A 26407-nucleotide genomic window follows, 5' to 3' on the forward strand; every position below is an offset into this window, starting at 1 on the left:
GTAGGAGTATGTCTATAATGCGCACCAAAATTGGATTCGTATAAAAGAATAAAATGGAAACATCAAGATATTGCAAAGGAATGGGAGGGTAACAAATGGCAATAACAGTTAATTCTGCTTTTTCGGAATTTATGAGAGATATAGTAAACCTCGACCCAAACGTGACTACCAATGCTAGACAAAGTCGGGACAATCTGCTTTCAAATATAGCAGAGTTTGATAACATTGATGGCTTTTTTGATTTATGCGAATCATTTAATATCCATTTTGGGTCATTTGCCAGACATACAAAATGTAGAGAACTTAACGATATTGATCTCATGGTTGGTATTGCAGCCAATGGAGCTACTTACAATTCTTATGATAATTGGGATAATGTTAGAATTACAGCTAGTACTACTAATCAGGCGCAAAAAGATTGTACAAGAGATGATAAAACATTAAACAGCACGCAAGTTGTTAACAAATTCAAGAAACAACTTGAAAATGTTCGAGAATATTCAAGATCAGAAGTTAAACGAAGCGGTGAAGCTATAGTTCTAAATCTAAGATCCAAAGATTGGTCGTTTGATATTATACCATGTTTTCATACAGTTACTGAGAGTGACGGACGCGCATATTACTTAATTCCAAATAGTAAGGGAAATTGGAAAAAAACTGATCCTACTATTGATAAGGAAAAAGTCACAAGCACAAATCAAAATAAAGATGAACGAGTATTAGAACTCATACGACTGTTTAAGAAGTGGAACAAGGTAAAAAATGCCACAACATTGCCTTCATATCTATTAGAAACGCTTTTAATAGATTATTGTCAAACAGTTTCAAGTCTCTCAGAATATATTGATCTGCGCTTCAGAGATGCCTTGCCTTATGTATCTCAGCATATTTACAATCCTATTTATGATATGAAGAATATTCAGGGAGATATCAATGCCCTTTCATATGCAGATAGAGTAGTAATAAGTAATAAAGCGCTTACAGATTATGATAAGGCATGCAAAGCTTCATATGCAGAATTAACAGAAAAGGATCAAAAAAAGGCTATAAATCTTTGGGGAGAAGTGTTTGGGAGTGATTTTCCGGCCTATGGATAAAAAATTTATTTATAAACAACAGAATAAACGAGATATGCTATTGCTACTTATGGCACAGCAAGAATTTTACAACAAGGCAAAAAAAATATTGTATATAGGTATAATACTAAGTACTATCGGAACTGCAGCGTTTGCGGTTCTCACAACTAAATGTTCTTCAGATACAGTAAATGCTTTATCTATTTTGTTTTCTATGATTTTGTTGGCAGTCAATTTTTGTTGTGGAATTATCTCGAATAATTTGAAAGAAATTGGTGCCAAAATCCAGCAGACTTTTGATGTTAAATTATATGGTATGCATATGAATTTTGGGATACTCAATAGAGATGATATTGCCAATGTAACAGCTGACTATGCTTCTCTAGATTTAAAAAAAGTTGAAAATTGGTATAGTGATTATTATAGCCTTTCAATCTCAGAACAGATATTTCACTGCCAGCAAGAGAATATCAGATGGGACGGCAAACTTCGTAAAAATTATTTATGGTTTAATATTGCGGCTTGCATGATATTGTCAGTTGCAATTTTACTAATTGCTATTCTGGCGAAATCAAGCTTATTCCAGTTCTTTGCAATGTTGGCATGGGCTATCCCTATATGGCAGTTTTTCTTAAATCAGTGCAAAGATATTTATTGTGATTTAGGTACGTTAAAAGAGCTGAAAAATGAGTATGAATTGATTCTAAACAATAAAGTAAATTATTCTGATTCAGAATTATATGCCCAACTCGAAACTCTACAATCTTTTATTTTTGATCATCGAAAGAAAGCTGTGCTCATTCCCAACTGGTTCTATCGCTGTTTTCAAAGAAAATTTCAAACACACGAAGATGCTATAGCGTTACAACACAAGAAGAAATAATCAAGTATATTACTTAATAGTCTTTTATACCAATAGGCTAATAATAAGAAGTTCCTATATATTGGAGACTATCGAAGCCGAAGATATTATCTCAATTAAGAAAGCAGTCCAAAACCAGTCCGAATTGGTCATGGAAGCAAAATTTAATTATGACATAGAAGATAAAACCGCGAGCATTCTTGAAGATGAAAGAATAGTAAAATTTCGCAAGCTAAACCGGAAAATCGGAGAGAACTTAAAACTGCTCTATGGTTACAGGTGCCAAATCTGTGGGCAGTATGTCGGCGCAGAATATGGTGCAAAAGTTGCCGAAGCGCATCACATTGATTATTTTGTCCAGAGCCTTAACAATGACGCGAATAACCAGCTCATCGTTTGCCCTAATCATCACAGTATTATTCATAGACCAATCCGGTATTTAACCGAAAGAAGCTAATTTATTTGTACCCTAACGGAGTCCAGAAAGGCCTGATGCTTAATCACCATTTGTAGGAGGAAAAATTATCCGACGAAAAAAGTTGGCTTATCTCTAAATCAGTTTTGCACTTAAAAGGAGGTACGTCAACGATTGTCTACATTTCGCTTCTGCGATATACTAAAACAAATATTACAACAGGACTAACATACGAATTGGAGAGCACAAGCATGATAACAGGCGAACCGAAAAACAAAGTAGACAAACTCTGGGAGATGTTTTGGACAGGGGGACTGACGAACCCGTTGGACGTCATTGAACAGATTACATACCTAATGTTTATCCGTGACCTCGATCAAACCGATAATACTCGTCAGAAAGAAGTCAGTATGCTGGGTATTCCTTATACCAGCATGTTTGCCGGAAAAGAACATCTGAAATGGACTGTCCTGCGGGATAAGCCTGCAGAATCCATGTATCAGACAATGCAGGCCGAAGTGTTCCCGTTTATAAAGGAATTAAACGGAAATAGCGGGACTTACGCCAAATACATGGCCGATGCGATTTTCAAGGTGCCTACTCCGCAGTTGCTTGAGAAAATCGTAACAGCTCTTGATGAGATGTATGCTCTGATTGACAAGTTGCCGGATAAGCGGGATGCTCGGGGCGACCTGTATGAATACATGCTCTCCAAGCTCTCCACAGCGGGCACCAATGGTCAGTTCCGTACACCGCGGCATATTATCCGCATGATGGTGGAGCTTCTTGACCTGAAACCGATTGATATCATCTGCGACCCGGCCTGCGGTACAAGCGGCTTTTTGGTTGCAGCGGGCGAATATCTGAAAGAACATTATCTGAACGAAATTTTCTATAACAAAGAAGCCAAGACCCATTACGATAGTACCATGTTCACCGGCTACGACATGGACCGCACCATGCTGCGCATCGGTGCCATGAACATGATGACCCACGGCATTTCCAATCCGCAGATCGTGTATAAGGACAGCCTTTCTGACCAGAACAACGATACTGGAATATATACAAAGATCCTGACTAATCCGCCCTTTAAGGGCAGCTTGGATTATGATATTGTATCTAACGACCTTATTAAAGTGACAAAAACAAAAAAGACTGAGCTTTTATTTCTGGCGCTGTTTCTCAGGATGCTTAGAAACGGCGGACGTTGCGCCTCCATCGTGCCGGACGGCGTGCTGTTTGGTTCATCTACGGCGCATAAGGCCATCCGTAAGGAAATCGTTGAAAACCACAGGCTGGAGGCGATTATCTCCATGCCCTCCGGTGTGTTCAAGCCCTATGCCGGAGTGAGCACTGCCGTCATCATCTTTACCAAGATGGGCGGCGGTACCGACAAGGTGTGGTTTTACGATATGCAGTCCGACGGCTACAGCCTGGATGACAAGCGTACGCCGATCGAGCAGAGCGATATCCTTGATATCGTGGCGCGTTTTCATGCGCTGGATCAAGAAGAAGGCAGAGCGCGCACCGAGCAGAGTTTCCTTGTGCCCAAGGACGAAATTGTAAGTAACGATTATGATCTTTCCATCAACAAATATAAGCAGAGCGCCTATGTGGAGGAGGAGTACCTCCATCCTCTGGAGATCATGACGGAGATTAACGAGCTGGAAATGGAGATTACCGCTGGGCTTGCGGAGCTGGAGGAGATGCTCCATGGGTAGGTGGGATATATCTAAAGTTAGAAATTGTTTTTCATGTGTAATGCGCGGAAAATCCCCTACCTATGTGCCAGAATCTAGAATAAGAGTGATAAATCAAGCCTGTGTGTACTGGGATGGTATTAGGATAGATAATGTGAAGTATCAAAACGAGAATAATGCAGATAAAGTTGTTTTTCTGCAACCACAAGATGTGTTGATTAATTCAACAGGTACTGGTACTTTAGGAAGATGTAATGTCTTTAATATAGAAGATGCTTTTATTTATTCAATAGATAGCCATGTAACGCTGTTAAGACCTTATGATCATATCAATTCTTTGTTTGTTCGTTATTATTTTATGATGGACGAGACACAACGAGAATTATACAAAAAGTGTGTTAATGGCTCAACAAATCAAATCGAGTTATCAAAGAATCAATTGCTAGAGTTTCCTATCCCTGTGCCACCGCTGGATGTCCAACAAAAGATAGCTGATGTGCTGAACAAAGCCTCCGCGCTTATTGAACTGCGCAAGGCTCAACTGGACAAGCTGGATTTGCTCATAAAATCGCAATTTATCGAGATGTTCGGCGACCCGGCGACCAACCCGAAGGGGTGGGAGATTGGGGCGATTCGAGATCTGGTAAGGGATGTGAAGTATGGCACAAGTAAGCCCGCAGAAGCAGATGGGGTATACGTCTATTTACGGATGAACAATATCACCTATAGTGGTGGTATTGACTTAACCGATTTGAAATATATCAATGTTGATGAGAAGGAATATGAGAAATATGTTATTCGTAAAGGCGATTTGTTGTTTAACCGAACTAATAGTAAAGAATTAGTTGGTAAAACCGCGATTTTCAAAGAAAATACTCCTATGATTATTGCTGGGTATATTATTCGTGTTAGAACAAATGAAAAAGCTAATCCTGAGTATATCTCCGCATTTCTAAATTCGAGATATGGCAAAGAATTGCTTTATGATATGTGTAAAGCAATTGTTGGTCAGGCCAATATAAATGCACAGGAATTACAAAATATTAAAATCCCAATAACGCCTATTTCTCTGCAGAATGAATTTAAAGCTTTTGTAGAAAAAACCGAAGCGCAAAAATCTCTGCTCCAAAAATCCCTCAAAAAGATGAGACTCAACTACAAATCCCTAATGCAAAAGTGCTTTAGAGGGGAGGTTTTCTGATTATGATCAATTGGTTAAACACAAATCAAGGATTTGTAATGTCCCTGCTAACATTAATATACGTTATTGCTACAGTGATCATTGTTTTATATAATCGTAAAACTATCAAAGAAATGAAGGAAAGCAGAGAGGCGGAGTCTCGGCCATATGTTTTTGTTTATTTAGATAAAGACCCCAGAGACTTATGCTTTTATTTACGTATTAGGAACTATGGGAAAAGTGGTGCAAAGTTTGATAATGTCTCGATAACGCCAAATCTCAAATTGTGTGATGGGGCATTGCCAGAGAACTTCCTTAAAAATGTTATTTTAGCTCCATCTCAAACACTTGAGTTCATTGTATTAGAGAAAAAAGATGAAACTTTAAAAAATGATTACGCGGTCAGTATTCAGTATACATCTGTTGACGGAAGAGGAAAGCAATACAGTGAAAAATATATGCTGACATTACAATATGCTCATCAAATGGGGTATACGGACAACAAGCAGAGCAATCTTAGCGATGAAGCAAATGCGTTGAGGAACATTTCATACCATCTGGATTCTATGCGACGCAAATTATAATGAGGTGACCCGCCATGCGCACCAACTTTGATTTCCTATTAAATGATCCACAATTTAAACCCTTTGCCGAGGCAGCCGTCTCGGCGGAGCGGGTGCTGCCCATTTCGCCAGCATTGTGCGCTACCGCGTGCCGGACGGCCTTGGAATTTGCGGTCAAGTGGGTCTACAGTGTGGATGGGTCACTTCAAAAGCCCTATGAGGATAAGCTGGTTACCCTGATCAGCACCGAGGATTTCAAGGATTTAATTCCCCCAGGTATGCTTGCCAAGTTGGACTATCTGCGCAAAGTTGGCAATAACGCCACTCACAATGCCAAGAGCGTCAGCCGCGACCAGGCGGTACTTGCTTTGCAGAATTTGCACAGCTTTCTGGATTTCGTTGCCTACTGTTACGGAACAAAGTACACCGAGGTTACGTTTGACAAAGCCTTATTGGAAGCAAAACCGGAACCGGCAGTCGTCACAGTAATGCCGCCAGATGCTGATGAGGTGGACTTCCAGACCCTGTTGGATGAGAACTTCCCCAAACGCGAAAAGCTCACTGCCAAGCGTGTGCAACAGCTCAAGCAGGGCTATACCGTCAAACCCATGGATATGACGGAAGCGCAGACCCGCAAGGCATATATCGATGTCATGCTTCAGGATACCGGCTGGCAGCGCGGCCCTAATTGGATTGACGAGTATCCCATCGATGAGATGCCAAATAAATCTGGCAAGGGTTCCGCCGACTATGTTCTTCTTGGAGATAACGGCCTGCCGTTGGCAGTCATTGAGGCCAAGCGCACCAGTGTCAATGTGGAAAAGGGACGTCAGCAGGCTGTATTATATGCTGACTTTCTGGAAAAGAAACACGGCCAGCGGCCGGTCATCTTTATGACCAATGGCTACGAAACCCGCATCTGGAGTGACAAATATTATCCTGAGCGTCCAGTCTCAGGTATCTATTCCAAGCGGGATTTGGAAAAAGAGTTTAATAAAATGAAAAGCCGTACTGCTCTAAGGGCGGTACGGATCAGTGATGAACTATCAAACCGTTACTATCAGAAAGAGGCCGTACAAGCAATCTGCGATGCATTTGACGAACGTAACCGCCGTAAAGCGCTGCTTGTCATGGCTACCGGTAGCGGTAAGACGAGGACAGTTATTTCCCTTGTAGATGTACTCATCCGCCATGGATGGGTGAAAAATCTGCTGTTTCTGGCCGACCGCAATGCATTGGTAACCCAGGCTAAACGTACCTTCCATAATCTTATGCCAAACCTTTCGCTGTGTAACCTCACCGAGGGAAAGGAGGAGGCCAGCGCACGTGCGGTGTTTTCCACCTATCAGACGATGATGAACTGTATCGACGCTACCCGGGATGAGAACGATAACCGATTGTTTACGCCGGGGCATTTTGACCTGATTATCGTCGATGAGGCCCATCGCAGTATCTATAACAAATACAAGGATATCTTTACTTATTTTGATGCGCTGCTGGTAGGGTTGACGGCCACGCCAAAGGATGAAATAGACAAAAACACCTATGGGATTTTTGATTTAGAAAGCGGCGTGCCTACTTATGGCTATGAACTTTCCCAGGCGGTACAGGATGGTTATCTGGTAGACTTTGTCTCCATCGAAACCGAGCTGAAATTTATGAGCGAAGGCATCACTTATGAGGATCTTTCGCCGGAAGAAAAGGAAGAGTATGAGAACACCTTTGCCGATGAAGAAGGCAATCTGCCTGCCACCATCGATTCCAGCGCCCTCAACGAGTGGATTTTTAACAGCGACACCATCAAAAAGGCGCTGCATATTCTGATGCAACATGGACAGCGGGTGGAGTTTGGCGAAAAAATTGGCAAGACCATCATCTTTGCTAAGAATCATAATCATGCCGAAAAAATTCTGGAGGTGTGGAATCGGGAGTTCCCCGATTATCCCAACCATTACGTGCGGGTGATCGATAACTATACTAATTACGCCCAGAGCATTATTGACGACTTTTCGGATAAAAACAAAATGCCGCAAATATCTATCTCTGTGGACATGCTGGATACCGGTATCGATGTACCGGAAATTCTCAACCTTGTCTTTTTTAAAAAGGTCATGAGCCGGGCTAAGTTCTGGCAAATGATCGGACGTGGTACCCGTACATGCGCAGGGCTTATCGACAGTGGGGACAAACGCCTGTTTTATATTTTTGACCTGTGCAGAAACTTTGAATTTTTCCGTCTGCATGTCAAAGGGCGCGAGGCAGGGACGGTCAGCACGCTCCAGGAGCGTATGTTCAATATAAAGCTCGAGCTGGTGTACAAGCTGCAAGAACTCCCTTACCAGACAGATGCGCTTAAAGCATACCGTAAAGAGCTTGTGCAGGATCTGGCGGCGCAGGTGAAGGCCTTGCCGCGGGACAACTTTGCCGTAAAACAACACCTGCGCATTATTGATAAATACCAGTCCGAGGATGATTTTGATACCCTGACTTATGAAAACACCCTGCAGATTGCCGAGCATATTGCTCCGCTTGTACTGCCTACAGCCGACGATATTGCGGCGGCGCGGTTTGACATGCTCATCTATCAGATTGAGCTGGCTATGTTGTCTGAAAAAAGCTGCAAACGGGCAAAAAACGATGTGGTTCACAAAGCGGCGGAACTATCAAAATACGGTACGATTCCGGCCATTGCCCAGCAGCAGGAGCTAATTGAGCAAATCATACATAACGATTATTTGGATCGCGCGGGTATTTCGGACTATGAGGATATCAGGCTGAAGCTGCGGGATTTGATAAAGTTCATACCGGAAAGGGTCCGGGTACGTTATGATACCGACTTCACGGATGATGTTTTATCCATGGAATGGAAAGAATCCCAATTGGACAACGATGATTTGGCAAACTACAAGAAAAAGGTCAACTACTATATCCTTCAGCATCAGGATATTCCGGCTATTGCCAAGCTCAAGAGCAACCAGCCGTTGACTTCGGATGATGTACAGGTGCTCGAATGCATCCTGTGGAACGAGTTGGGTACAAAAGAACAGTATGACGCCCAGTATGGAAAAGCCCCACTTGGCGAGTTGGTGCGATCCATTGTGGGGCTTAGCCAGAAAGCCGCCAACGAAGCCTTTTCCGGCTTCCTAAATGAAGCTGGGTTGGACAGTAGACAGATGTATTTTGTACGGCAGGTTGTTAATTACATCGTGAAAAACGGCATGATGAAAGACCTGTCGGTGCTGCAGGAAAGCCCATTCACAGATATGGGAAGTATCAGCGAATTGTTTGATGATGTGGCGGTGTTCATCAACCTGCGGACTGTTATTGAAAGCATCAACAAAAATGCACAGGCGGCGTGAGTAAATAAATCGGGGGGAATGAATGCCTAAAAAGTCTGCTGATCCATTTGAACTGCTTCGAGATAAAAAGATATAAGCTATCTTGGATGAAGATACTGATTTTGGCGAAATTGAACCTGATGACTGAGGAGCAAAGATTAAGTTATCTATACCATATTTGAGCGGCCCAGAACGTACTTCTTCATACGGTTAAGCCCTTGAAAAATTCCTCATAATCAACATTGAGAATCTCTTTTAATAAAATAAGGTCGCTGACATAGATGTTCCTGACTCCTTGCTCAATATGGGCATAATTGGCTCTTGACATGGAACGGCCTAATAATTGCAGCTTGGTTATCATATCAGTTTGTGAATAGTTCCGGCTTTTTCTCAAACGTTGAATATTCACGCCAATGTGTACATCTTGTAATAATTTTTGCATTGCACGCTCCTCCTGTTACGATACTATATAGTATCCTTTTTTATTGATTTTATCAGGAAGAAAAAGTAAAATAGATACCGAATGGTATCGTACGAGAATTATTAATAACCGAACCAAAGGGGTCTGATCCCAAGGGACCGCAAGAATCTGAAAAATATTCAATTATTAAGGTGATACAAAATGGCGGACTACAAGAAGATGTATATGGAACTGTTCAATAAGGTAGTAACCGTTATTATTGAGCAGCTGCAGGAGGTTCAGCGGCAAACAGAGCGCATATACATAGAAAGCTCCGAACCAAAAATGATTCTGTTAGCGAGGGAAGATGATGTGATAAGTTCAGAGCATAAAGAATAAGTGGCTTATACTCAAATGGAAAAATTAATTTAACCGGCAGGAAACGAGATATGCCCATCATGGCAGTAAGTTGCTTGCTTTGCCGGAGCGGAAGGATCAGCTGCCCGATCCCTATTATCTGGAGTGGCATAATCAAAATGTTTATTTGGGGTAGACAAATAATTGTTCATAATTCTCTTGCTAAACTATCGCCAATGGTATAAAATACCAATAGAACATATGTTCGTAACGAACTGTGAAAGCAACAGTTTCCAGAATGGAAATAGTATAAGAAGAAGGTTGGTGGAAAGAGAGATATGAACAAATAAATTCCACTCTCAAATCTGTGAACAGGTGGTCTGGCGCAGCTCATTCTGAAATACCCGGTTGAGCTGGCCTACTGCTTGGCTTACTAAAGGTATCACTGCATATAAGTAATGGAATTTATTAGTTGAATTGTAAGCGTCAAACAGATTCAGACGTGAGCTACATTAAATCAGGCTCATCCACTCCAAGAAGATCGCAAAGAGCATTGTTAACCATTATCCTAAAATCATCATCAGATATGTTGTTAGCTTGAGCATATTCGAAGACATCATCGACAGTGCTGACGAATTTTTGCGCTAAACGAGCATTCTCCCTTTTCATCTTCGGAAAATGCTCAATAACATAGCCTGAATAATCCATTTCGAAGAGATATCTTGATATCTTTCCGTCAGCAAAATCAGAGATAAAATCTATCATAAACGCCGTATGTTTTCCAACCTTCATCAGTCTTCCTCCCACGCATATTTTTCCGGACTTCCGTTACCGGGCTGCGGGGTGAATACTTTCTCCGGCAAGGCTGCACTACCAGGTAAAAAGTCTTTAATTTCAGATATGTAACCCGCTCTTCCTAAGTTAGGGGCATTTGTAAAAATCCATGTTAAATATTCAAATGGATTCAAGCCATTTTCTCTCGCACTCACAATTAGGCTGTAATAAATCGCACTGGCCCTGGCGCCGTTTGGTGTGTTAGTAAAGATCCAGTTCTTTCGACCGATTACAAAAGGTTTAATACTACGTTCCGCACGGTTGTTTGAAATTTCAAGACGTCCGTCCAGCAGGTATCTCTTAAGATATTTTTGTTGGGACTTGGCATAATGTACCGCCTTACCAAGAAGTGTGTTAGGCAAAGCAGCAAGCCCATTGATCCAATTGTAAAAGTCATCAAATACAGGCTTTGACAAGCGTTTGCGCTCTTGAAGGCGTTTATACGGGGTAAGGGAAGCAAACTGTTTTTCAAGGTGGAACAGCTTGTCACAATAGGTAACCCCTTTTGCCGCACTGGATTCCGGTTGTTTCTCCTTGGGCAGGGTTTTAAAGGCATCGAAAAACTTCCGCCTAAGATGTGCCAGGCAGCCCACAACGATTATGTTTTCAGGAAGCTTATGATAACCTTCGTATCCATCTGTATGAAGGTAACCTGTAAAATCTTTTAAGAATTTTCCAGGATGGGTATGTTTTCTGTCAACTTGATAGTCATAAATTACAATCTGGTGTTTTGTATCTCCGCTGGTGCGGTACAGCCACATGTAACTCTTTGACTGCGCCGTCTTTCCCGGTTCTTTCAACACCTGCAGCGTGGTTTCATCTGCGTGGAGCACTTCATGCTCACATAATCTAAGCTTCATCTCTTCATATATCGGTTCCAGCCAGTCCTCACTGGCTTTGATCATCCAGTTTGACATCGTCTGCCGGGAAAGCAGGATGCCGTTTTGTTTCCACTCCTGCTCCTGTCGGTATAGTGGGGATGCCATCATGAATTTCTGTACCGCTATATGGGCAATTGTCTCGGGGGAAGCAAATCCGCCTTTGATGACAGGTTCCGGCATATCTGCTTTTATGATAGGAACATGCTCGGCAGTTCCTTCACAATTACGGCAGGCGTAAATATGCCGTACGTGCCGTACAATGATTGCTTTGGCAGGAATGACTTTGAGTTCTTCGCGAGTTTCCCTGCCCATTGTATGTAACTGACTGCTGCAATTCGGACAAATACACTCTTCTGCCGGAAGCTCGTGTTCAATTACCTCAACAGGTAAATCCTTCGGCAATTTGTCAGTTGTAAGGCGTGTCCGTTTACGATAATGCGCTTTTACCTCGGCAAGCTTCGGTTCCGGCTTGCTTATATCGGCGCTTGATTCGGCCTCGTTGAATATGAGCATCTGAATACCGTCTGTCTTTTCACTTGATGCGCCAAATTGTTTATGCTTAGCAAGGCGGATCTGTGACATAAACCACTGTACTTGTTGCTCTAATTCAGCAATTTTGCGGTCCTTTTCTTCAATTATTCCAAGCAGTTGTTCTGCTGAAGTTTCTTGCGTTTTCATAAGAAAATTATACCATAAAAACCGCAAAAAAGCTAGATTTCATGCGGTTCTAAACGCTGTTTCGAGATAAATATTTCAAGAGATTTGCCGCTCGAAAACTTCTTCTCGTTTCAGCTTTTTCTCCAGTTTCGCACCTTCAATAAGATAAGATAATTCTTTGGTTTCAAGAACCATGGTGGCAGTGTCTCCCTTTGCCGGCCAGCGAAAATGTCCGCGCTCCAGACGTTTGAAATACAACCAGAATCCGTCGCCGTCCCATTCCAGGATTTTTATTCTGTTCCGATGCCGGTTGCAGAATACAAACAATGCTTCTGAAAACGGATCGATGGAAAAGTTGTCTTTAACCAGCGCCATGAGTCCGTTGATTGATTTCCTCATATCGGTATGCCCGCAGCATAGGTACACGGGTTTGTCACTCCATCTCATTACAGCACCCTCAATATGCGGCAGACTTTTTTCAGAAGTTCAGGATCCGTCTCCGCATACACGGTGACGTGACAGCCACCGACTTCAATATCCAGCGTTGATTTTATTTCTTGACCTTGGGAAAGTTGCATCCACCCTTCCGGGACACAGCTTACGATGGTTTCTTCTTTCCGTTTTGAAAGTTCCATACATGCAACCTTTCGTAACTGTCGCTGCCAATAAAAGTATGCATGCTTACTTATTCCTTTCTCCTGGCAGAAATCCTTAATGCTCTGTCCGCTGCATTGCCGGTCCTGTATCACCTGCATCCACTGTGATAGTCGGTACTCTGTTGTGACTTTTTGTATATTCATACAACCACTCCGCTTTGGTTGAAAAAGTGTGCAAACTTTTTCAACTTTTTCAACCATATTTATTGTGATTGTACTATCTTCAAGGCTACAATTCTATGTGATGGTGTCTTTGACGCTTACGTTGAATTAGAACGTATGTTCGTTTATAATTGTCTCAGAGGAGGAGAGCTCATATGACTGAGATTGAAAGATATTCGGAAAAAACTTTTGAAGCCATCAAACATTTTACTGCAGAAGGTATAGAGTTTTGGTATGCCAGAGAGTTAAAGGCTGTTTTGGAATACAAGCAATGGCGCAGGTTTAGTGAAGTTATCGATAAAGCAAAAATTGCTTGCCAAAACAGTGGCAATATTTTGTCTGACCATTTTGCCAACGTTGGCAAAATGGTTGATATCGGTTCAGGTGCTGAACGAGAGATAGAAGATATAATGCTTTCCCGTTACGCATGTTATTTAATTGTTCAAAATGGAGACTCTCGTAAAAAAGTGATTGCAATCGGACAAACCTATTTTGCCGTAAAGACACGTCAACAAGAATTAATCGAAAACTATGACCAGTTGACCGAAGAACAGAAGCGTTTTGCAATCCGTAACGAGATTATTGCCCATAATAAGTCTTTAGCTGAGGCGGCAAAAGGGGCCGGCGTTGTTGAAGCAAAGGATTATGCGATTTTTCAGAATAAAGGGTACCAAGGGTTGTATGGCGGCTTAGGGGTGAAAGAAATCCATGAACGCAAAGGCTTAAAGAAAAGCCAAAAAATACTCGACCATATGGGAAGCACGGAACTGGCGGCAAATCTATTCCGGGCCACTCAAACCGATGAAAAATTGAGAAGAGAGAATGTTAAAGGAAAAGAAAAAGCCAATCAGACTCATTTCCAAGTAGGGAAAAAGGTACGGCAAACGATCAAAGAATTGGGAGGAACCATGCCGGAGGATTTACCGACACCTGGGAAGAGCATTCAGCAAATTGAGAAAGAACATAAGAATAGGTATAAGGAAATAGAATAAGAAACGATTCCTTTGTTTTGCAGCGGCAACGTTCAGGTTCGAGAATACGTTCTGTAATTGGCTCTGCACTACGCGCATTAAATTATATGGACCGAGAACACCTGGAATCCGGTGACGGGCTGCACCAAAATATCTGACGGCTGTAAGAATTGCTATGCTTATCGTATGACCAGAAGAAATAGTTGATATAAAAAAGTGTTTCTTCATCATTTAGTAGCTTCTTTTTTTTCATTAGATATTTGCTTTTGATCATTATTTAGTTTTTTGTTCTCAGTAAATATTTTCTGGTTCTTTATAGATTCTTCGTCTATAAATATTGTGTATGTAGCTTCTTTCAACATAGGTTTATCAGCCAAAAGAATAAACTTGTTAGTTGAATTCTTTATTATATAGAGTCTATCATGTTCCTTGTCTTCTATATAGAAGTTTTTACCATAACCAAGCCTTTCCGCAATAGGAATAAACAAGAAGTAGAGAACTTCTAATGCAAGGAAAAAACATAATATTGAGACTGTAACAAATGCTGTTGCATTTTGTAAATCTTGTTGAAGATAAAAATTATAGATAACCAAAGAAATTGGAAATCCAATAAATGTACCTAATACAAAATCTAAAAGTACCTTCTTTTTATCATCAATAAGTTTTCGTTCAAGAGGTTCTATTTTAAATAGAATAATTGCTTGAACAAACAGGCCACCTATAAACACTATTGCTGCCCAGCTAAATATTTCATTCATAAATAACACCCCGATATCATGTTATCATTGATAAATCGCAGATAGAAAAATGGGTGCTCTCTCGAAAGTAAGCTCCCGTTAAATGATTATTTCGAAAAATACACTGTAGCGAGTTTCATTAAGTATATCACTGTTGTGATTAACGGTAAGGTTTTCTATTATCAGTAAGCCCGAGCAAATAGTCAATACTTGTACCGTAGAATTTCGCGAGTTTAATCAGCGAGACACTGGGAATATCCAAAGTTCCGCTTTCATACCTGGAATAGGTTGTCTGGCTGACATTTAACAAATCAGCGAGCGTTTGTTGATTGAGGTCACGGTCTTCTCTTAAATCTCTGAGTCGTTGGTACATAATAATCACCTGGGTACTATTGTAAATTATGCAATAAGCGCATATTGATTTTTATGCGCTTTTCGCATAAAATAGTATTTGCTGAATCATCTCATAGTATGAATACCGAAGAATCATTTATTGAGTTAGCAATGACCGTCCTGATGATTCAAGTAACCCTAAAGAATTTATGAGGAGCGGGAAAAGATGCAAGAAGGCAAACATAAGCAAATGGATGATACGATCCGGCTCGTAAGGTGGTTATCCGAACATCCCAAAATCCAAAGCAGGCTGTGTGATGGGGAATTTGAATCGACAGCGGGAGAGTGTATCGAAATGATCGAAATGCTGGAGAAATATTCATTCTACGATATGATCTTCATTCTTTTGATGAAGAATCGCCACGATCCGGTGATCGATGAGGCCCTTACCAAGACTGTTACGGAAAAGATCGCAAATGAATGGGAGAGAATCGGAACGGAGCAAATGTGCCGAGATATTAAAGAACGGATCAGAAAGGAAATAAAGATAAATGAGGTTTCATAATAACGGGACCTAAAGTGAATTTATCATCAGTTGTTAAAAAATCGAAACGGGGGATCATGGTTAAGTTAATTTATAGGAGTTCTTTATTTTTTCTTTTTTCTTAATAGAAACCAAGCCACAATAGCAGCTACAACACCATAGCCGAGAACAGAAGAACCGGATTCATCTTGATTGCTATTTGTCTCTATCATTTCTTGAGTTTCTTGTTCCGAAGAAGCTTGTTCTTCAGTGACTGTTGAAACAGGCTTTGCTTTTTCGTCAATATTTAAAGTGATACTATTTGTTTTTCCATTACTTGATTTAGCTGTTATGATCGCGGAACCAGGATTTATTGCTGTAACCATACCATCTTCACTAACTATAGCAACATTGATATCACTTGATGACCAAGTAATAGATTTATTCTCTGCATCTGAAGGGTAAATAGCAGCACTTAATACAGTTTCGGCTCCAACTTCTAATACAGTGTTATCCATAGAATTGATCATTACAGAGCTAACGTCAACTGGTTCAGGGATTGTTGTTTTTTCTGGTGTTTCATATGGGCAGACTCCATTAGGATGTAAGTGAGGGCCGTAACCATGATGATAATGGTAATAACCTAATCCACTAGCATTTTTGTTATCTCTGTGTCCACCGTTTGAATCAGTTCTTCCTGAATGGGCAAAAGTATTAGATGAAAATAACAACAAAATAATTACGATAGATAATAGGATTCTTCCAATTGTTTTTGTTTTTTCTCTTATCAACGAAACATCTCCCTAGTAATAGTAAAGAATGAGCCTAGTTAAGTGTTGAAAATTGTAAATTTCTATATAAAAAAGTCGAAACCCCTTAACAACATAAGAACCATTATTCTTTCAAGAATAACAGTTCAAATTATGGATACATTTTTTGATTCAATTGCTAAAAATTCCGATTTTAGAAAATTACAAGTTTATTTTAACATAATTTACTAAATATTTGTGAAAAAATTTGGGAATTTAGAAAAACAGTAATTCAAAAAATTCGAATAACTGTTTCTGGTGGAAAAAAATTTCTTTAAAAGTTTCTGTCGGCTATCGTGTAAAATCCCTTCGGGGTACGCAGTTCCGCCGTTGGGCGCTGGAAGTGCTGAAGGTGCAGAATTACGTAAAGCTCATTGTACTAGGGCGGCCTTGCGGCCGCCAATCCCTCAAAATGATGCCTTGGAACCAGCCATGCTCTCCGGACAGCTTAGCCGGAATATTTTATTCTTGGGGGGGATCGTAGAGGTCGTCCGTGGTAGTATCTACCACTTTAATATCTCTCTTGCTTGCCAGATCCCCACTGGGAGTTGCAAAAATATTTTTTGCCGTGATGAGGTCCATGACCGCCCCGACTTGGGTAAGCGTAAGGCCTGTCTTTGGCTGGGGAAGGGTAATGGTAAACGCATTACCACCTGCGGTCGTGAATACCATTCTTAAAACTTTCTGGTTAGTGATTGCCATGCTCTGTCACCACCCTGGAATTATTTGCTCCGGCCGGTTTATTCATCGGTCAGCTCGAAAATTTTCAGGCGGCGGATATCTGTCAATGGATAATCCACCAGGCTTGATAAAGCGACAGCCACATCGTATACGTCCTGATCGGTTGCCGTTGCTTTAACGCCGGTCAGGCTTTTTTGCCGGAGAACAGGCGCACCGCCGGCGGTAGTCCCTGTCTGATAGCGGGTTGCCAGCACTGAATCCAATGTGTTTACCACTAATGTCATAAGCTTACCTCTTTTCCTGGTTTTCTGCTTGTCCGAAGAGCATGTCCTTTTTAGTATATGCCCATCGTTTTCCGGGGGTGACTGTAAAGAAATTAATCTTTTACATCAATTACTTGATTTACCTGTACTTTCGAAGCTGCCCGGGAAGCTTTCTCTATTCGCGTTAACTTGTTGATTGTCTTTGTCATTAACTGATTGGCATGGGCTATATATAAGCTACACGCGTCCGGGTCCGCTGCGGCCATTTCTTTGATGGCGACAAAGAGTTCCTCCAGTCCTTTGGTTATCAGCTCAAAGCGGGCATCTGCCTGGCTCATGGAGAGGTTGAGCTTTAAGAGTTTGCTTTCGTTTTCTATCTCGGCGATGTGTTTGGCTGTCGTATTTTCATTTTCCAGGACATCAAGCTTACGCTGCAGCTTCAAAACATTTCCTTGCTCGGCCCATACGGCTTGCAGGTTATCCGTGGCTTCTTTTTTCGCCCGATCGCGCTCATCTGATAATTTGGAGATTTTATCTTTTTGCTCATCACAGATTTTCTGCAGCTCTTCTTTCCCGGCAAGCTCCTGGTTCCTCACATATACCGCCTGCTGCAGCTGCTGCTTGCTCATGCTGCCTGCATCATTCTCAGCGATAAACGCATCCCGCTGATCTTCCGGGAGCCCAAGAAGAATGAGGGCCTGGGTGTAGGTTAGATTCGTCACCGGTGACGAATCTGACATTTCCTGATCTTCGGATGAGACAAGCAGTTTAGCCCCATATTCATCAAAGATTTGCATCATCCTATCTGCAGTTCTTTGAGAATAACTTACCGATTCCTCCAGCCACTTGCCCCATTCCCCATAGGGCAGCAGCGCTTTGGCTTCCTTCAGGCGTTTTCCTACTTCGACGGCGCTGGCCAGCAGAATTTTACTGGTTTGTTGTTTAATCGTATTGATTTCAGCCGCGATGACAGGCGGCGTGCGTTCTGTCAGCAAATCGCTCATATTGATACCGTCTTTCCTGTACTTTATTGGCATCATATGGGATAAGCTTGACAACAGTGACAACAGGTTTGTAACCTTAAAGGCAAAGCGCTTACCCTATGTAAAATTTGAACACTTATGATAGACAAGTCATATAATAATATTGGGTCATATAGGTCATTGGTAGTAGTGTCAATCATAAGCAGGAATCCGGCTGCGTAGAACAGCTGGATTCCTGCTTGTTTTCGAGTATGCGCATACAATTTATTCGGTTATTGAAGGCATTCATCTGAACAAGCCTTGGATTTCTTTGTATGGATAAAGCCTATGCTTCGGGAGTATTATATAATCATCTGATGTTCACCTAATGTCATGGAGGGTCTGTTATGTCTGAGATTTATCTTGCGGGCGGCTGTTTTTGGGGTGTGGAAAAATTGATTGCGTCTATTCGCGGGGTTCATTCCACGCAAGTGGGCTATGCCAATGGCAAGACCGCGAACCCGACCTATGAGGATGTGTGTCAGCGCGGCAGCGGACATGCCGAGACGGTGTATGTAGACTATGATCCGGAGATTGTGCCGCTGGAATTCTTGCTGGAATTATATTATCAGGCGATTGATCCGGTCTCGCTCAACCGGCAGGGCGGCGACAAGGGGACCCAATACCGTACCGGGATTTATTATGTGGATATTAATGATCTGCCGGTGATAGAACGATCCGTGGCCAAGCTGCAAAAAAGCTACGATAAACCTGTCGTGATCGAGATAAAAGCAATGGAGAACTTTTGTCCGGCGGAAGAGTACCACCAAAAATATCTGGATAAAAATCCGGATGGCTACTGTCACATCGGCAAGGATAAATTCACGAAGGCGGCAGCGGCCATTATCAACCCGGCCGATTATCATGCGCCGGATCCTGACAGGCTGCGCCAAACCCTGACCGGAACGCAGTACGAAGTGACGCAGAATAATGCCACCGAGCCGCCGTTTCATAACGCGTTCTGGGACACTTTCCGGCCGGGCATTTATGTGGATATTACAACAGGCGAGCCGCTTTTTGCCTCCTCGGATAAATTCGAATCAGGATGCGGCTGGCCGAGCTTTACCAAGCCTATTGACCCCAATGTGGTCTGGGAAAAGACCGATACTTCCCATAGCATGCTGCGGACCGAGGTCAGGAGCCACGCCGGCGACGCTCATCTGGGGCATGTGTTTGCTGATGGACCAAGGGAATCCGGCGGTCTGCGATACTGTATCAACAGCGCCTCGCTGCGGTTCGTGCCCAAAGAAGATATGGAGCGGGAAGGGTACGGAAATTTAATTGGACTTGTGAAGTAGAGGTCAGCAATGGTCGATGGCTGGAAATGGTCCTGACCAAACTGAAAAATCAAACAGGAATGCGTACATTGATGGAAGCTGCCAACGACATGGTGCAGATGCATGCGCCATCTGTCATTCGGCGCCTATGCCCAGGCCATTATGCCCGGAAAGATCAATTCTGTCATTTTATTTCACAAAAAGTAATTCCTACCAGAAATTCGGAACTGTAGGAAGCTTTGTTACACCCTTTAATGACAAAGTCAATCAAGCAAGAAGGGGTGACTTGATGCTGGAGATAGATAAACTTGTCTCAGAGCTTGCCTACATGAATATACCCAAAGAGCGGCTTATCTCCAGGATCGAAGAAATATATTTTAAGAAGGAGGGCAAGAAAATTGATTGAGGTTAAAAATCTGACCAAATGTTTTGACAAAAATAAAGTTTTGGATGACTTAAATATTCATGTCAGGAAAGCATCGGTATATGGCCTGCTTGGGCCGAATGGCGCCGGGAAAACGACGCTGATTAAGCATTTAACCGGATTATACCGCCAGGATCAAGGAACAGTGACGATTGACCATAAGCCGGTCTACGAAAATCCTGAGGTTAAGGCTCAAATGGTTTACATACCTGACGATTTGTATTTCTTTTCTCAATACAGTATTGATGAAACAGCAAAGTTCTACGCAAAAATATATCCCAAATGGAATTGGAACAGATACGAGCAATTAAAGCAGGTATTTCCTATCGACAGCAAGAAATTAAAGGGATATCTCAGGGAGTTGGAAAATAATCAAATTCAGTCAGACCTCACAGGCTCAGTTTCCTGGAGCTTGGGCAGGAAATTGGTAAGATCTATATTCGGCTTTAAGCTTAACGGAAGATTGGTGCCGTCTGAGTTTATTCTATCCGACTGTTAGACAGGAGGCGCATGATGAACCGCATTTTAATCGTTGAGGATGATATCACCTTAAGCAAAGGCATTGTCCTGGCCCTCAAAGAAGATCATTGTGACTTTGTACAGGCCTATGATATCGCTTCCGCCAAGAAACAGCTGCAAAGCAAGGCCTTCGATCTGGTAATACTCGATGTCAATCTACCGGATGGAAACGGTCTTGACCTTTTGGCGGAAGTCCGTAAGACGCTTGTGTTGCCTGTTATTGTCCTGACTGCCAATGATCTGGAGACGGATATTGTAACCGGGTTAGCGCTTGGGGCGGATGATTATATCACAAAACCTTTCAGTCTGATGGTGCTGCGGGCCAGAGTGGGCGTCCAATTGCGGAAGTTGAGGCAGCAGCTTTCTGATACCGTAATGATTGACGGGTTTTCTTTTTCCTTTGAAAAGATGGCGTTTTGGCGAGACGGCAATCCTATTGAACTCAGCAAAACCGAGCAGAAACTACTCCGGATTTTGATCGAAAACAGAGGGAAGACTGTTCCCCGTGCCGATTTGGTGGACAGGATTTGGACCGACGGGGCTGAGTATGTTGACGAAAATGCCCTGTCGGTGACGATCAAAAGACTGCGTGCGAAATTGGAAGATCTTCCGTCTTCACCGCGATATATCAAAACAGTCTATGGCCTTGGCTACACATGGGCGGTACGGTGAGATGAATACACTTGCTTGCATCTGTATCGGGTTTGCCCTTGCTGCGGCAGGCGCAGCCGCGATGGCGATTGTCTTTTACCACCAAAGAACAAAGAAAACGCTCGCAAGAATAGCGAACATGTTGGACACAGCCATAAACGGCAGCTTTGCCCAAGGTATTTTTGATGAATCTGCTTTATCGGCGGTGGAAGCGAAGTTGGCCAGGTACCTTTCCATCTGTACAGTATCTTCGCAGAACCTGCTTGCGGAAAAGGATAAAATAAATAGCCTGATTTCAGACATTTCCCATCAAACCAAAACACCCCTTGCCAATATCCTGCTTTATGCCCAGCTGCTCAGCGAACACGAATTGCCGGAAGACGGTAAAGCTTGTATGCAAGCTTTGTCCGCCCAGGCGGAAAAGCTCAATTTTCTTATCAGTGCTTTGGTGAAAACCTCAAGGCTGGAAACGGGCATTATGACTGTTTCACCGAAAGAGGAAGTCATTCAAAAGCTGCTGGATGAAGTACGGGCGCAAATCAGGCCAAAGGCAGAGGCCAAAGGCATTTTGATTGATCTGGAAGATACAGCGAGTTGGGCCTATTTTGATCTGAAATGGACGACGGAAGCTGTGTATAATATCATCGATAACGCTGTAAAGTATACGCCAAGCGGTGGCCGTATTCATATAAAAGTCATACCCTATGAACTGTTCTGCCGCATCGATATTACCGATAATGGAATTGGGATTGCCGAGGATGAACAAAGTAAAATATTTACCCGGTTCTATCGCTCGCGAGCCGTGGACAATCAGGAAGGGGTTGGCCTTGGACTGTTTTTGGCCAGAGAGATCATCTCAGCCGAGGGCGGTTATATTAAGGTGTCATCACAGCTGGGCAGCGGTTCTACCTTTTCGGTATTTTTACCGGGAGTAAAGTGAAGCAGGAATAAAATGAAATCTGTCAAAACTGTTAGACTTTAGAAAGAACGTTGAAAGATTGTTGTGATATAGTCAATATTGCAGGCACTGCAATATTGACTATTTTCGATTTGGGGGAGGAGAACATCATGCCCATACTTGAAACCTGCAAATTGCAAAAATATTACGGTGGCGGAGAGACAATCGTTAAAGCCTTAGACGGTGTCGACCTCGCGGTGGAAAACGGGGAATTTGTTGCGATAGTAGGCACATCAGGCAGCGGAAAGTCGACGCTTCTGCATATGCTGGGTGGGCTTGACCGTCCTACAAGCGGAACAGTCACGGTAGACGGAAAGGAGATCTTTTTGTTGAAAGACGAAGAACTGACGATTTTCCGCCGTAGAAAAATCGGTTTTGTCTTTCAGAATTATAATCTGATTCCTGTATTAAATGTGTACGAGAATATGATCCTGCCGATTCAGCTCGACGGCAATGAGCCGGATAAACACTATATTGATAAAATCATCCGGACATTGGGGCTTGAAAGCAAATTGAACAATCTGCCCAACAATCTTTCCGGCGGGCAGCAGCAGCGGGTAGCAATTGCCAGAGCTTTGGCGGCTAAGCCTGCTATCGTTCTTGCCGATGAACCGACAGGAAATCTCGACAGTAAAACCAGCCAAGATGTCCTGGGTCTGTTAAAAGTTACAGGCAAGAAGTTTAGTCAAACCATTGTTATGATTACCCATAACGAGGAAATCGCCCAGTTGGCCGACCGCGTCATCCGGATTGAAGACGGGAGAATCTTGGGCGGTGAAAGCAAATGATCAAAGTAGAAAACAAAAAAGCGATTCGCCATTTGGCCGAGAAGAGTTTTCGGGCCAATAAAGCCCGCAATATCATTGCGATCATTGCCATTGCCTTGACAACGGTGCTTCTTACCTCCCTTTTTACTATGGGGATCGGTACGGTGGAGAGTATTCAGCAGGCCACAATGAGGCAGGCAGGCGGTGACGGTCACGCTGTGCTCAAATATATCACCGACGAGGAATATGACAATATCAAAGGACATCCGCTGATCAAAGAAATTGCCTATAACCGTATACTGTGCGATGGTGTGGAAAACAAAGCGTTTGTAAAGCGCCGTGCCGAGTTTTGGTATTACGATGATGTCGGGTTGAAACTCGGATTTTGCGAACCCACAAGCGGACACAAACCTGTAGCTGAAAAGGAAGTGATTGCCGATACCAGGACTTTGGAGCTAATGGGTGTTCCACTTGAGGTCGGCGCGCCGCTTACGCTGACACTGAATATCCGTGGGAAAGAAATACAGCGCAATTTTTTCCTTGCCGGCTGGTGGGAGAGCGATCCCGTCTTTAACGTGGGACAGATTTTTGCTTCCCGGGCTTATGTGGATGCCCATTTGGCTGAATTGCATAATACCTATAAGGAAGATAGCTCGCTTGCCGGTGCCATTAATGCGTATATTATGTTCAAAAATAGTATGGATTTAGAGGGGAAGCTTAGCAAAGTCATTACCGACAGCGGTTATTCGATTGACGAAAATGCGCCGAATTATTTGGCGCATAATGTGAACTGGGCATACCTCTCCACAAACTTTGGTATGGACGCAGGTACTGTTATGGCACTGCTTTTGGGTTTACTATTAATCGTTTTTACCGGCTATCTGATTATCTACAACATCTTTCAAATTTCCGTCATTCGGGACATCCGCTTTTATGGCCTCTTAAAAACCATCGGCACAACCGGGACGCAGATCCGCCGGATTATCCGCAGACAGGCGCTGATCCTTTCCGCTATGGGCATTCCAATCGGACTGATTATCGGTTTCTTCATCGGCAGATCGATTGTTCCTATCATCATGAACAATACCGCCTATGCCGGGAGTACGGTCTCTGTCTCAGCAAACCCCCGGATTTTTATCGGTTCTGCGCTGTTTGCCTTGGTCACGGTGCTCATCAGCACCTTTAAGCCGGGCAGGATCGCCGCCGCTGTTTCACCGGTGGAGGCAGTACGCTATACTGACGGAAATATAATACAAAACGGCAAACTGAAAAAGACTACGGATGGCGGGAAAATGCCCAGGATGGCCCTGGCTAATTTAGTACGTAACAAAAGGCGTACCGTTTTGGTCGTGATTAACATGGCCTTAAGCCTTGTGCTGCTGAACACGGTGTTTACGTTGTCTCAGAGTATTGACATAAATAAGTTCCTTGCTAAATTTGTAGACACCGATTTTCTGATTGCCCATGCCGATTATTTTCAAAATGACTTCTCCGGTTCCGAAAATCAGACCACCGAGAGCTTTATCCAGGCGGTGAAAGCGCAGCCCGGTTTTGAGGAAGGTGGAAGACTGTACGGAGGCAGAGAGGAAGGATTTGCCGTCGAGGACGAAAAAAACACCGCCCAGGATTATAATAAAAACCCTTATGGTCACTTCTTTGCTGCGGGCTATGGTCTTGAAGACCTGCCGCTTCAGCGGCTGGAGCTGATCGACGGGGAACTGGATGATGCTAAGCTGGCCACCGGCAAGTATATTCTGGAAGGCGTTCAACTTGATGACAACAGCATTCCGAAAATGGACAGCGCGCATTTTGCAGTGGGTGAAACGGTCACGCTTCATAACTATAAGGGAACGTCGGAAGCATTTACTGATAGAGAGTACACGACGCAGGAGTTTATCGTGCTGGGCCATGTAGCCATTAAACATTTTTCCAATTCCGACCGCACAGGATGGGACTATAACTTCTATCTTCCGGCGGATGTCTACAAAAAATTAGTCACAATGCCTGCTATAATGAGCTATGCTTTTAATGTTTCCGAAGATCAGGAAGCAGCGATGGAGCGTTTTTTGCAAAGCTACACTGGTCTGGTGGAACCTGTTATGAATTACACCTCAAAATTTACTTCCCTCAAGGAGTTTTCCGGTATGCAAATGACTGTTGTGATGATTGGCGGGGCACTCAGCTTAATCATCGGATTGATTGGCATTCTCAATTTTGTCAATGCCATTCTCACCAGCATTCTGACTAGACGCAAGGAATTTGCGATGCTGCAAAGCATTGGCATGACACGCAAGCAGCTGCGCCGCATGTTAATGTTTGAAGGTTTTTATTATACGTTTGGCACTTGCATCCTGTCGTTCGTATTCACCACGCTGTTTTCACTTTTGATTGTCAAAGCATTTTGTCGCCTTCTGTGGTTCTTCAGTTATCATTTTATCTTATGGCCGGTTTTGAGCGTACTGCCTTTCCTGCTTGTGCTTGGCGTGATGATTCCTCTGGTATCGTATGCCCTGACTGACAAGCAAAGTATTGTCGAGCGGCTTCGGGAGGCGGAATAAGACGGCGTGGAAAAAGACGGCATCAATAAACTCAATTTAGGTTTTTTCGTATATAATAATAAATTCTCAATAACAAAGAAAGTTAATACGTATCCTTTCGGCGGGCCTAACAGCCCGCTTAATTATTAAGTACCGCAATGCTATGGAGAATCATCGTCGAAAATGCTTATAGTCCCCCGTTTTTAAGGAAATCTTTAACCTGATGGTGTACAATCAGGTTCCGGAGGAAATACAGGATGATTAATAGCCCTGCAATCTCCGGTACATAAGATGCCGGATCGGTCATCAGCTTGATCCAATCCGCCTGAAGCCATGACGCTTCGGTTGAAGCATAAAATTTTGGGCCGTAAAGCGGCCAATAAAATGTCTGAGGAATCACCCACATGGCGTCAAAAATGTCATGGCAAAGACAGCTTCCAGCCAGCACCAGCCAGCCATTCTTTCGGTACCGCTGCCAACGGTAGTATCCGATCCCCAATAAGAGAAATAGAAACAATACGGTGTGCGCAAATACCCTGCCGGTATGAAAGGTTTCCGCGAACAAAAAGCGGCCGATCGGCTTATCAATCAAATCGGGCAAAATGGACCCGACAAAGACGATTCGATAATCAATTTGAATATTTCCTAAGGATTTTTCGGCTGCTTTGGCAGCCAATCCTGTCAATCCCAAATGTCCAAAGAAAATCATTGTGTATACCTTACCATTCTAATATCATTTAAGGTCGGTCTGCTTGGTGGGGCAAACCGTAAGGACTATATTCTAACATAAAATAAAAGTAATTCACAAAAAAATTGAACCAATAAGCAAGACAGGCCATATGATGTAAGTGCCA

Annotated in this window: 29 protein-coding genes and 1 pseudogene; 18 read left to right on the forward strand and 12 right to left on the reverse strand. The window is 42.9% G+C overall.

Translation table 11 applies throughout. The features are described 5' to 3' along the window. Nucleotides 1-95: 95 nt before the first annotated feature. The 7 genes from NC238_12220 (at nucleotide 96) to NC238_12250 (ending at nucleotide 9155) form a co-directional block, all read left to right on the forward strand. The gene (locus tag NC238_12220; protein ID MCM1566682.1) at nucleotides 96-1097 is read left to right on the forward strand and encodes a nucleotidyltransferase; all 1002 of its coding nucleotides are present in this window, start codon (nucleotides 96-98) and stop codon (nucleotides 1095-1097) included. Then, complete coding sequence (locus NC238_12225; GenBank protein MCM1566683.1) at nucleotides 1090-1959, forward strand: S-4TM family putative pore-forming effector; 870 nt, start codon at nucleotides 1090-1092, stop codon at nucleotides 1957-1959. The genes NC238_12220 and NC238_12225 overlap by 8 nt, the downstream gene beginning before the upstream one ends. Before the next feature lie 61 nt (nucleotides 1960-2020). After that, a complete protein-coding gene (locus tag NC238_12230; GenBank protein MCM1566684.1) occupies nucleotides 2021-2395 on the forward strand; it encodes a hypothetical protein in 375 nt (124 codons plus the stop codon). Nucleotides 2396-2604: 209 nt separating this feature from the next. Beyond that, entirely contained in the window at nucleotides 2605-4074 is a 1470-nt protein-coding gene (locus NC238_12235) for a type I restriction-modification system subunit M (protein ID MCM1566685.1), read from the forward strand. After that, nucleotides 4067-5254, forward strand: coding sequence for a restriction endonuclease subunit S (locus tag NC238_12240; GenBank protein MCM1566686.1), 1188 nt, complete (start codon nucleotides 4067-4069; stop codon nucleotides 5252-5254). The genes NC238_12235 and NC238_12240 overlap by 8 nt, the downstream gene beginning before the upstream one ends. A 2-nt stretch (nucleotides 5255-5256) precedes the next feature. Beyond that, entirely contained in the window at nucleotides 5257-5817 is a 561-nt protein-coding gene (locus tag NC238_12245) for a hypothetical protein (GenBank protein ID MCM1566687.1), read from the forward strand. 14 nt (nucleotides 5818-5831) lie between these two features. After that, the gene (locus tag NC238_12250) at nucleotides 5832-9155 is read left to right on the forward strand and encodes a DEAD/DEAH box helicase family protein (GenBank protein ID MCM1566688.1); all 3324 of its coding nucleotides are present in this window, start codon (nucleotides 5832-5834) and stop codon (nucleotides 9153-9155) included. A 181-nt stretch (nucleotides 9156-9336) separates the two neighbouring features. On the opposite strand, the gene NC238_12255 is transcribed toward NC238_12250, so the two are convergent. Beyond that, the gene (locus tag NC238_12255) at nucleotides 9337-9576 is read right to left on the reverse strand and encodes a helix-turn-helix domain-containing protein (protein MCM1566689.1); all 240 of its coding nucleotides are present in this window, start codon (nucleotides 9574-9576) and stop codon (nucleotides 9337-9339) included. A 180-nt stretch (nucleotides 9577-9756) separates the two neighbouring features. Between NC238_12255 and NC238_12260 the strand changes: the two genes are divergently transcribed. Beyond that, a complete protein-coding gene (locus tag NC238_12260) occupies nucleotides 9757-9933 on the forward strand; it encodes a hypothetical protein (GenBank protein ID MCM1566690.1) in 177 nt (58 codons plus the stop codon). A gap of 465 nt (nucleotides 9934-10398) precedes the next feature. Here the strand turns inward: NC238_12260 and NC238_12265 are convergent, their stop codons facing one another. From NC238_12265 to NC238_12280, 4 genes are all read right to left on the reverse strand, one after another. After that, the gene (locus NC238_12265; protein ID MCM1566691.1) at nucleotides 10399-10683 is read right to left on the reverse strand and encodes a hypothetical protein; all 285 of its coding nucleotides are present in this window, start codon (nucleotides 10681-10683) and stop codon (nucleotides 10399-10401) included. Next, nucleotides 10683-12284 (reverse strand): IS66 family transposase, encoded by a 1602-nt coding sequence (locus NC238_12270; GenBank protein ID MCM1566692.1) that lies wholly within the window; start codon nucleotides 12282-12284, stop codon nucleotides 10683-10685. Before NC238_12270 ends, NC238_12265 begins: the two co-directional genes overlap by 1 nt. A 75-nt stretch (nucleotides 12285-12359) precedes the next feature. Further along, entirely contained in the window at nucleotides 12360-12662 is a 303-nt protein-coding gene (gene tnpB / locus NC238_12275; protein MCM1566693.1) for an IS66 family insertion sequence element accessory protein TnpB, read from the reverse strand. Nucleotides 12663-12709: 47 nt separating this feature from the next. Next, entirely contained in the window at nucleotides 12710-13063 is a 354-nt protein-coding gene (locus tag NC238_12280; GenBank protein ID MCM1566694.1) for an IS66 family insertion sequence element accessory protein TnpB, read from the reverse strand. Nucleotides 13064-13236: 173 nt separating this feature from the next. Here NC238_12280 and dinD point away from each other — a divergent pair, with 173 nt between their 5' ends. Continuing rightward, nucleotides 13237-14073 carry a DNA damage-inducible protein D gene (gene dinD, locus NC238_12285; protein MCM1566695.1) on the forward strand — a complete coding sequence of 279 codons (837 nt, stop codon included), beginning with the start codon at nucleotides 13237-13239 and terminating at the stop codon, nucleotides 14071-14073. 111 nt (nucleotides 14074-14184) lie between these two features. Further along, on the forward strand, nucleotides 14185-14259 hold the full coding sequence (locus NC238_12290; GenBank protein ID MCM1566696.1) for a phage Gp37/Gp68 family protein: 75 nt from the start codon (nucleotides 14185-14187) through the stop codon (nucleotides 14257-14259). Between the two features lie 20 nt (nucleotides 14260-14279). On the opposite strand, the gene NC238_12295 is transcribed toward NC238_12290, so the two are convergent. Both NC238_12295 and NC238_12300 read right to left on the reverse strand, forming a co-directional pair. Next, nucleotides 14280-14810, reverse strand: coding sequence for a hypothetical protein (locus NC238_12295; GenBank protein ID MCM1566697.1), 531 nt, complete (start codon nucleotides 14808-14810; stop codon nucleotides 14280-14282). A gap of 139 nt (nucleotides 14811-14949) precedes the next feature. Then, nucleotides 14950-15162 carry a helix-turn-helix domain-containing protein gene (locus NC238_12300; GenBank protein ID MCM1566698.1) on the reverse strand — a complete coding sequence of 71 codons (213 nt, stop codon included), beginning with the start codon at nucleotides 15160-15162 and terminating at the stop codon, nucleotides 14950-14952. A 186-nt stretch (nucleotides 15163-15348) separates the two neighbouring features. On the opposite strand from NC238_12300, the gene NC238_12305 reads away from it, so the two are divergent. Further along, on the forward strand, nucleotides 15349-15687 hold the full coding sequence (locus NC238_12305; protein MCM1566699.1) for a hypothetical protein: 339 nt from the start codon (nucleotides 15349-15351) through the stop codon (nucleotides 15685-15687). Nucleotides 15688-15770: 83 nt separating this feature from the next. Here NC238_12305 and NC238_12310 read toward each other — a convergent pair whose 3' ends face one another. The 4 genes from NC238_12310 to NC238_12325 all read right to left on the reverse strand — a co-directional run bounded on the left by NC238_12310 (nucleotide 15771) and on the right by NC238_12325 (nucleotide 18402). Further along, nucleotides 15771-16412 carry an Ig-like domain-containing protein gene (locus NC238_12310; protein ID MCM1566700.1) on the reverse strand — a complete coding sequence of 214 codons (642 nt, stop codon included), beginning with the start codon at nucleotides 16410-16412 and terminating at the stop codon, nucleotides 15771-15773. 504 nt (nucleotides 16413-16916) lie between these two features. After that, a complete protein-coding gene (locus NC238_12315; protein MCM1566701.1) occupies nucleotides 16917-17156 on the reverse strand; it encodes a DUF2922 domain-containing protein in 240 nt (79 codons plus the stop codon). Between the two features lie 38 nt (nucleotides 17157-17194). Further along, nucleotides 17195-17419, reverse strand: a complete 225-nt coding sequence (locus NC238_12320; protein ID MCM1566702.1) for a DUF1659 domain-containing protein — start codon at nucleotides 17417-17419, stop codon at nucleotides 17195-17197. A gap of 92 nt (nucleotides 17420-17511) precedes the next feature. Further along, nucleotides 17512-18402 (reverse strand): DUF3102 domain-containing protein, encoded by an 891-nt coding sequence (locus NC238_12325; protein ID MCM1566703.1) that lies wholly within the window; start codon nucleotides 18400-18402, stop codon nucleotides 17512-17514. A gap of 365 nt (nucleotides 18403-18767) precedes the next feature. On the opposite strand from NC238_12325, the gene msrB reads away from it, so the two are divergent. The 7 genes and pseudogenes from msrB (at nucleotide 18768) to NC238_12360 (ending at nucleotide 25574) form a co-directional block, all read left to right on the forward strand. Next, nucleotides 18768-19718, forward strand: coding sequence for a peptide-methionine (R)-S-oxide reductase MsrB (msrB, locus tag NC238_12330; GenBank protein MCM1566704.1), 951 nt, complete (start codon nucleotides 18768-18770; stop codon nucleotides 19716-19718). 16 nt (nucleotides 19719-19734) lie between these two features. After that, the gene (locus NC238_12335) at nucleotides 19735-20103 is read left to right on the forward strand and encodes a hypothetical protein (GenBank protein MCM1566705.1); all 369 of its coding nucleotides are present in this window, start codon (nucleotides 19735-19737) and stop codon (nucleotides 20101-20103) included. Beyond that, nucleotides 20096-20461 (forward strand): annotated as a pseudogene (locus NC238_12340) (ATP-binding cassette domain-containing protein). The gene NC238_12335 and the pseudogene NC238_12340 overlap by 8 nt, the downstream one beginning before the upstream one ends. A gap of 173 nt (nucleotides 20462-20634) precedes the next feature. Then, entirely contained in the window at nucleotides 20635-21312 is a 678-nt protein-coding gene (locus tag NC238_12345) for a response regulator transcription factor (GenBank protein ID MCM1566706.1), read from the forward strand. A 1-nt stretch (nucleotide 21313) separates the two neighbouring features. Next, nucleotides 21314-22231: a HAMP domain-containing histidine kinase gene (locus NC238_12350; protein ID MCM1566707.1), complete on the forward strand. Its 918-nt coding sequence runs from the start codon at nucleotides 21314-21316 to the stop codon at nucleotides 22229-22231. A gap of 128 nt (nucleotides 22232-22359) precedes the next feature. Continuing rightward, the gene (locus tag NC238_12355) at nucleotides 22360-23037 is read left to right on the forward strand and encodes an ABC transporter ATP-binding protein (protein MCM1566708.1); all 678 of its coding nucleotides are present in this window, start codon (nucleotides 22360-22362) and stop codon (nucleotides 23035-23037) included. Continuing rightward, nucleotides 23034-25574 (forward strand): FtsX-like permease family protein, encoded by a 2541-nt coding sequence (locus NC238_12360; protein MCM1566709.1) that lies wholly within the window; start codon nucleotides 23034-23036, stop codon nucleotides 25572-25574. Before NC238_12355 ends, NC238_12360 begins: the two co-directional genes overlap by 4 nt. A 166-nt stretch (nucleotides 25575-25740) precedes the next feature. Here NC238_12360 and NC238_12365 read toward each other — a convergent pair whose 3' ends face one another. Next, a complete protein-coding gene (locus NC238_12365) occupies nucleotides 25741-26262 on the reverse strand; it encodes a metal-dependent hydrolase (protein ID MCM1566710.1) in 522 nt (173 codons plus the stop codon). Nucleotides 26263-26407 lie beyond the last annotated feature (145 nt).

Source organism: Dehalobacter sp. (genome assembly GCA_023667845.1).
In the GTDB taxonomy this organism is placed as follows: domain Bacteria; phylum Bacillota; class Desulfitobacteriia; order Desulfitobacteriales; family Syntrophobotulaceae; genus Dehalobacter.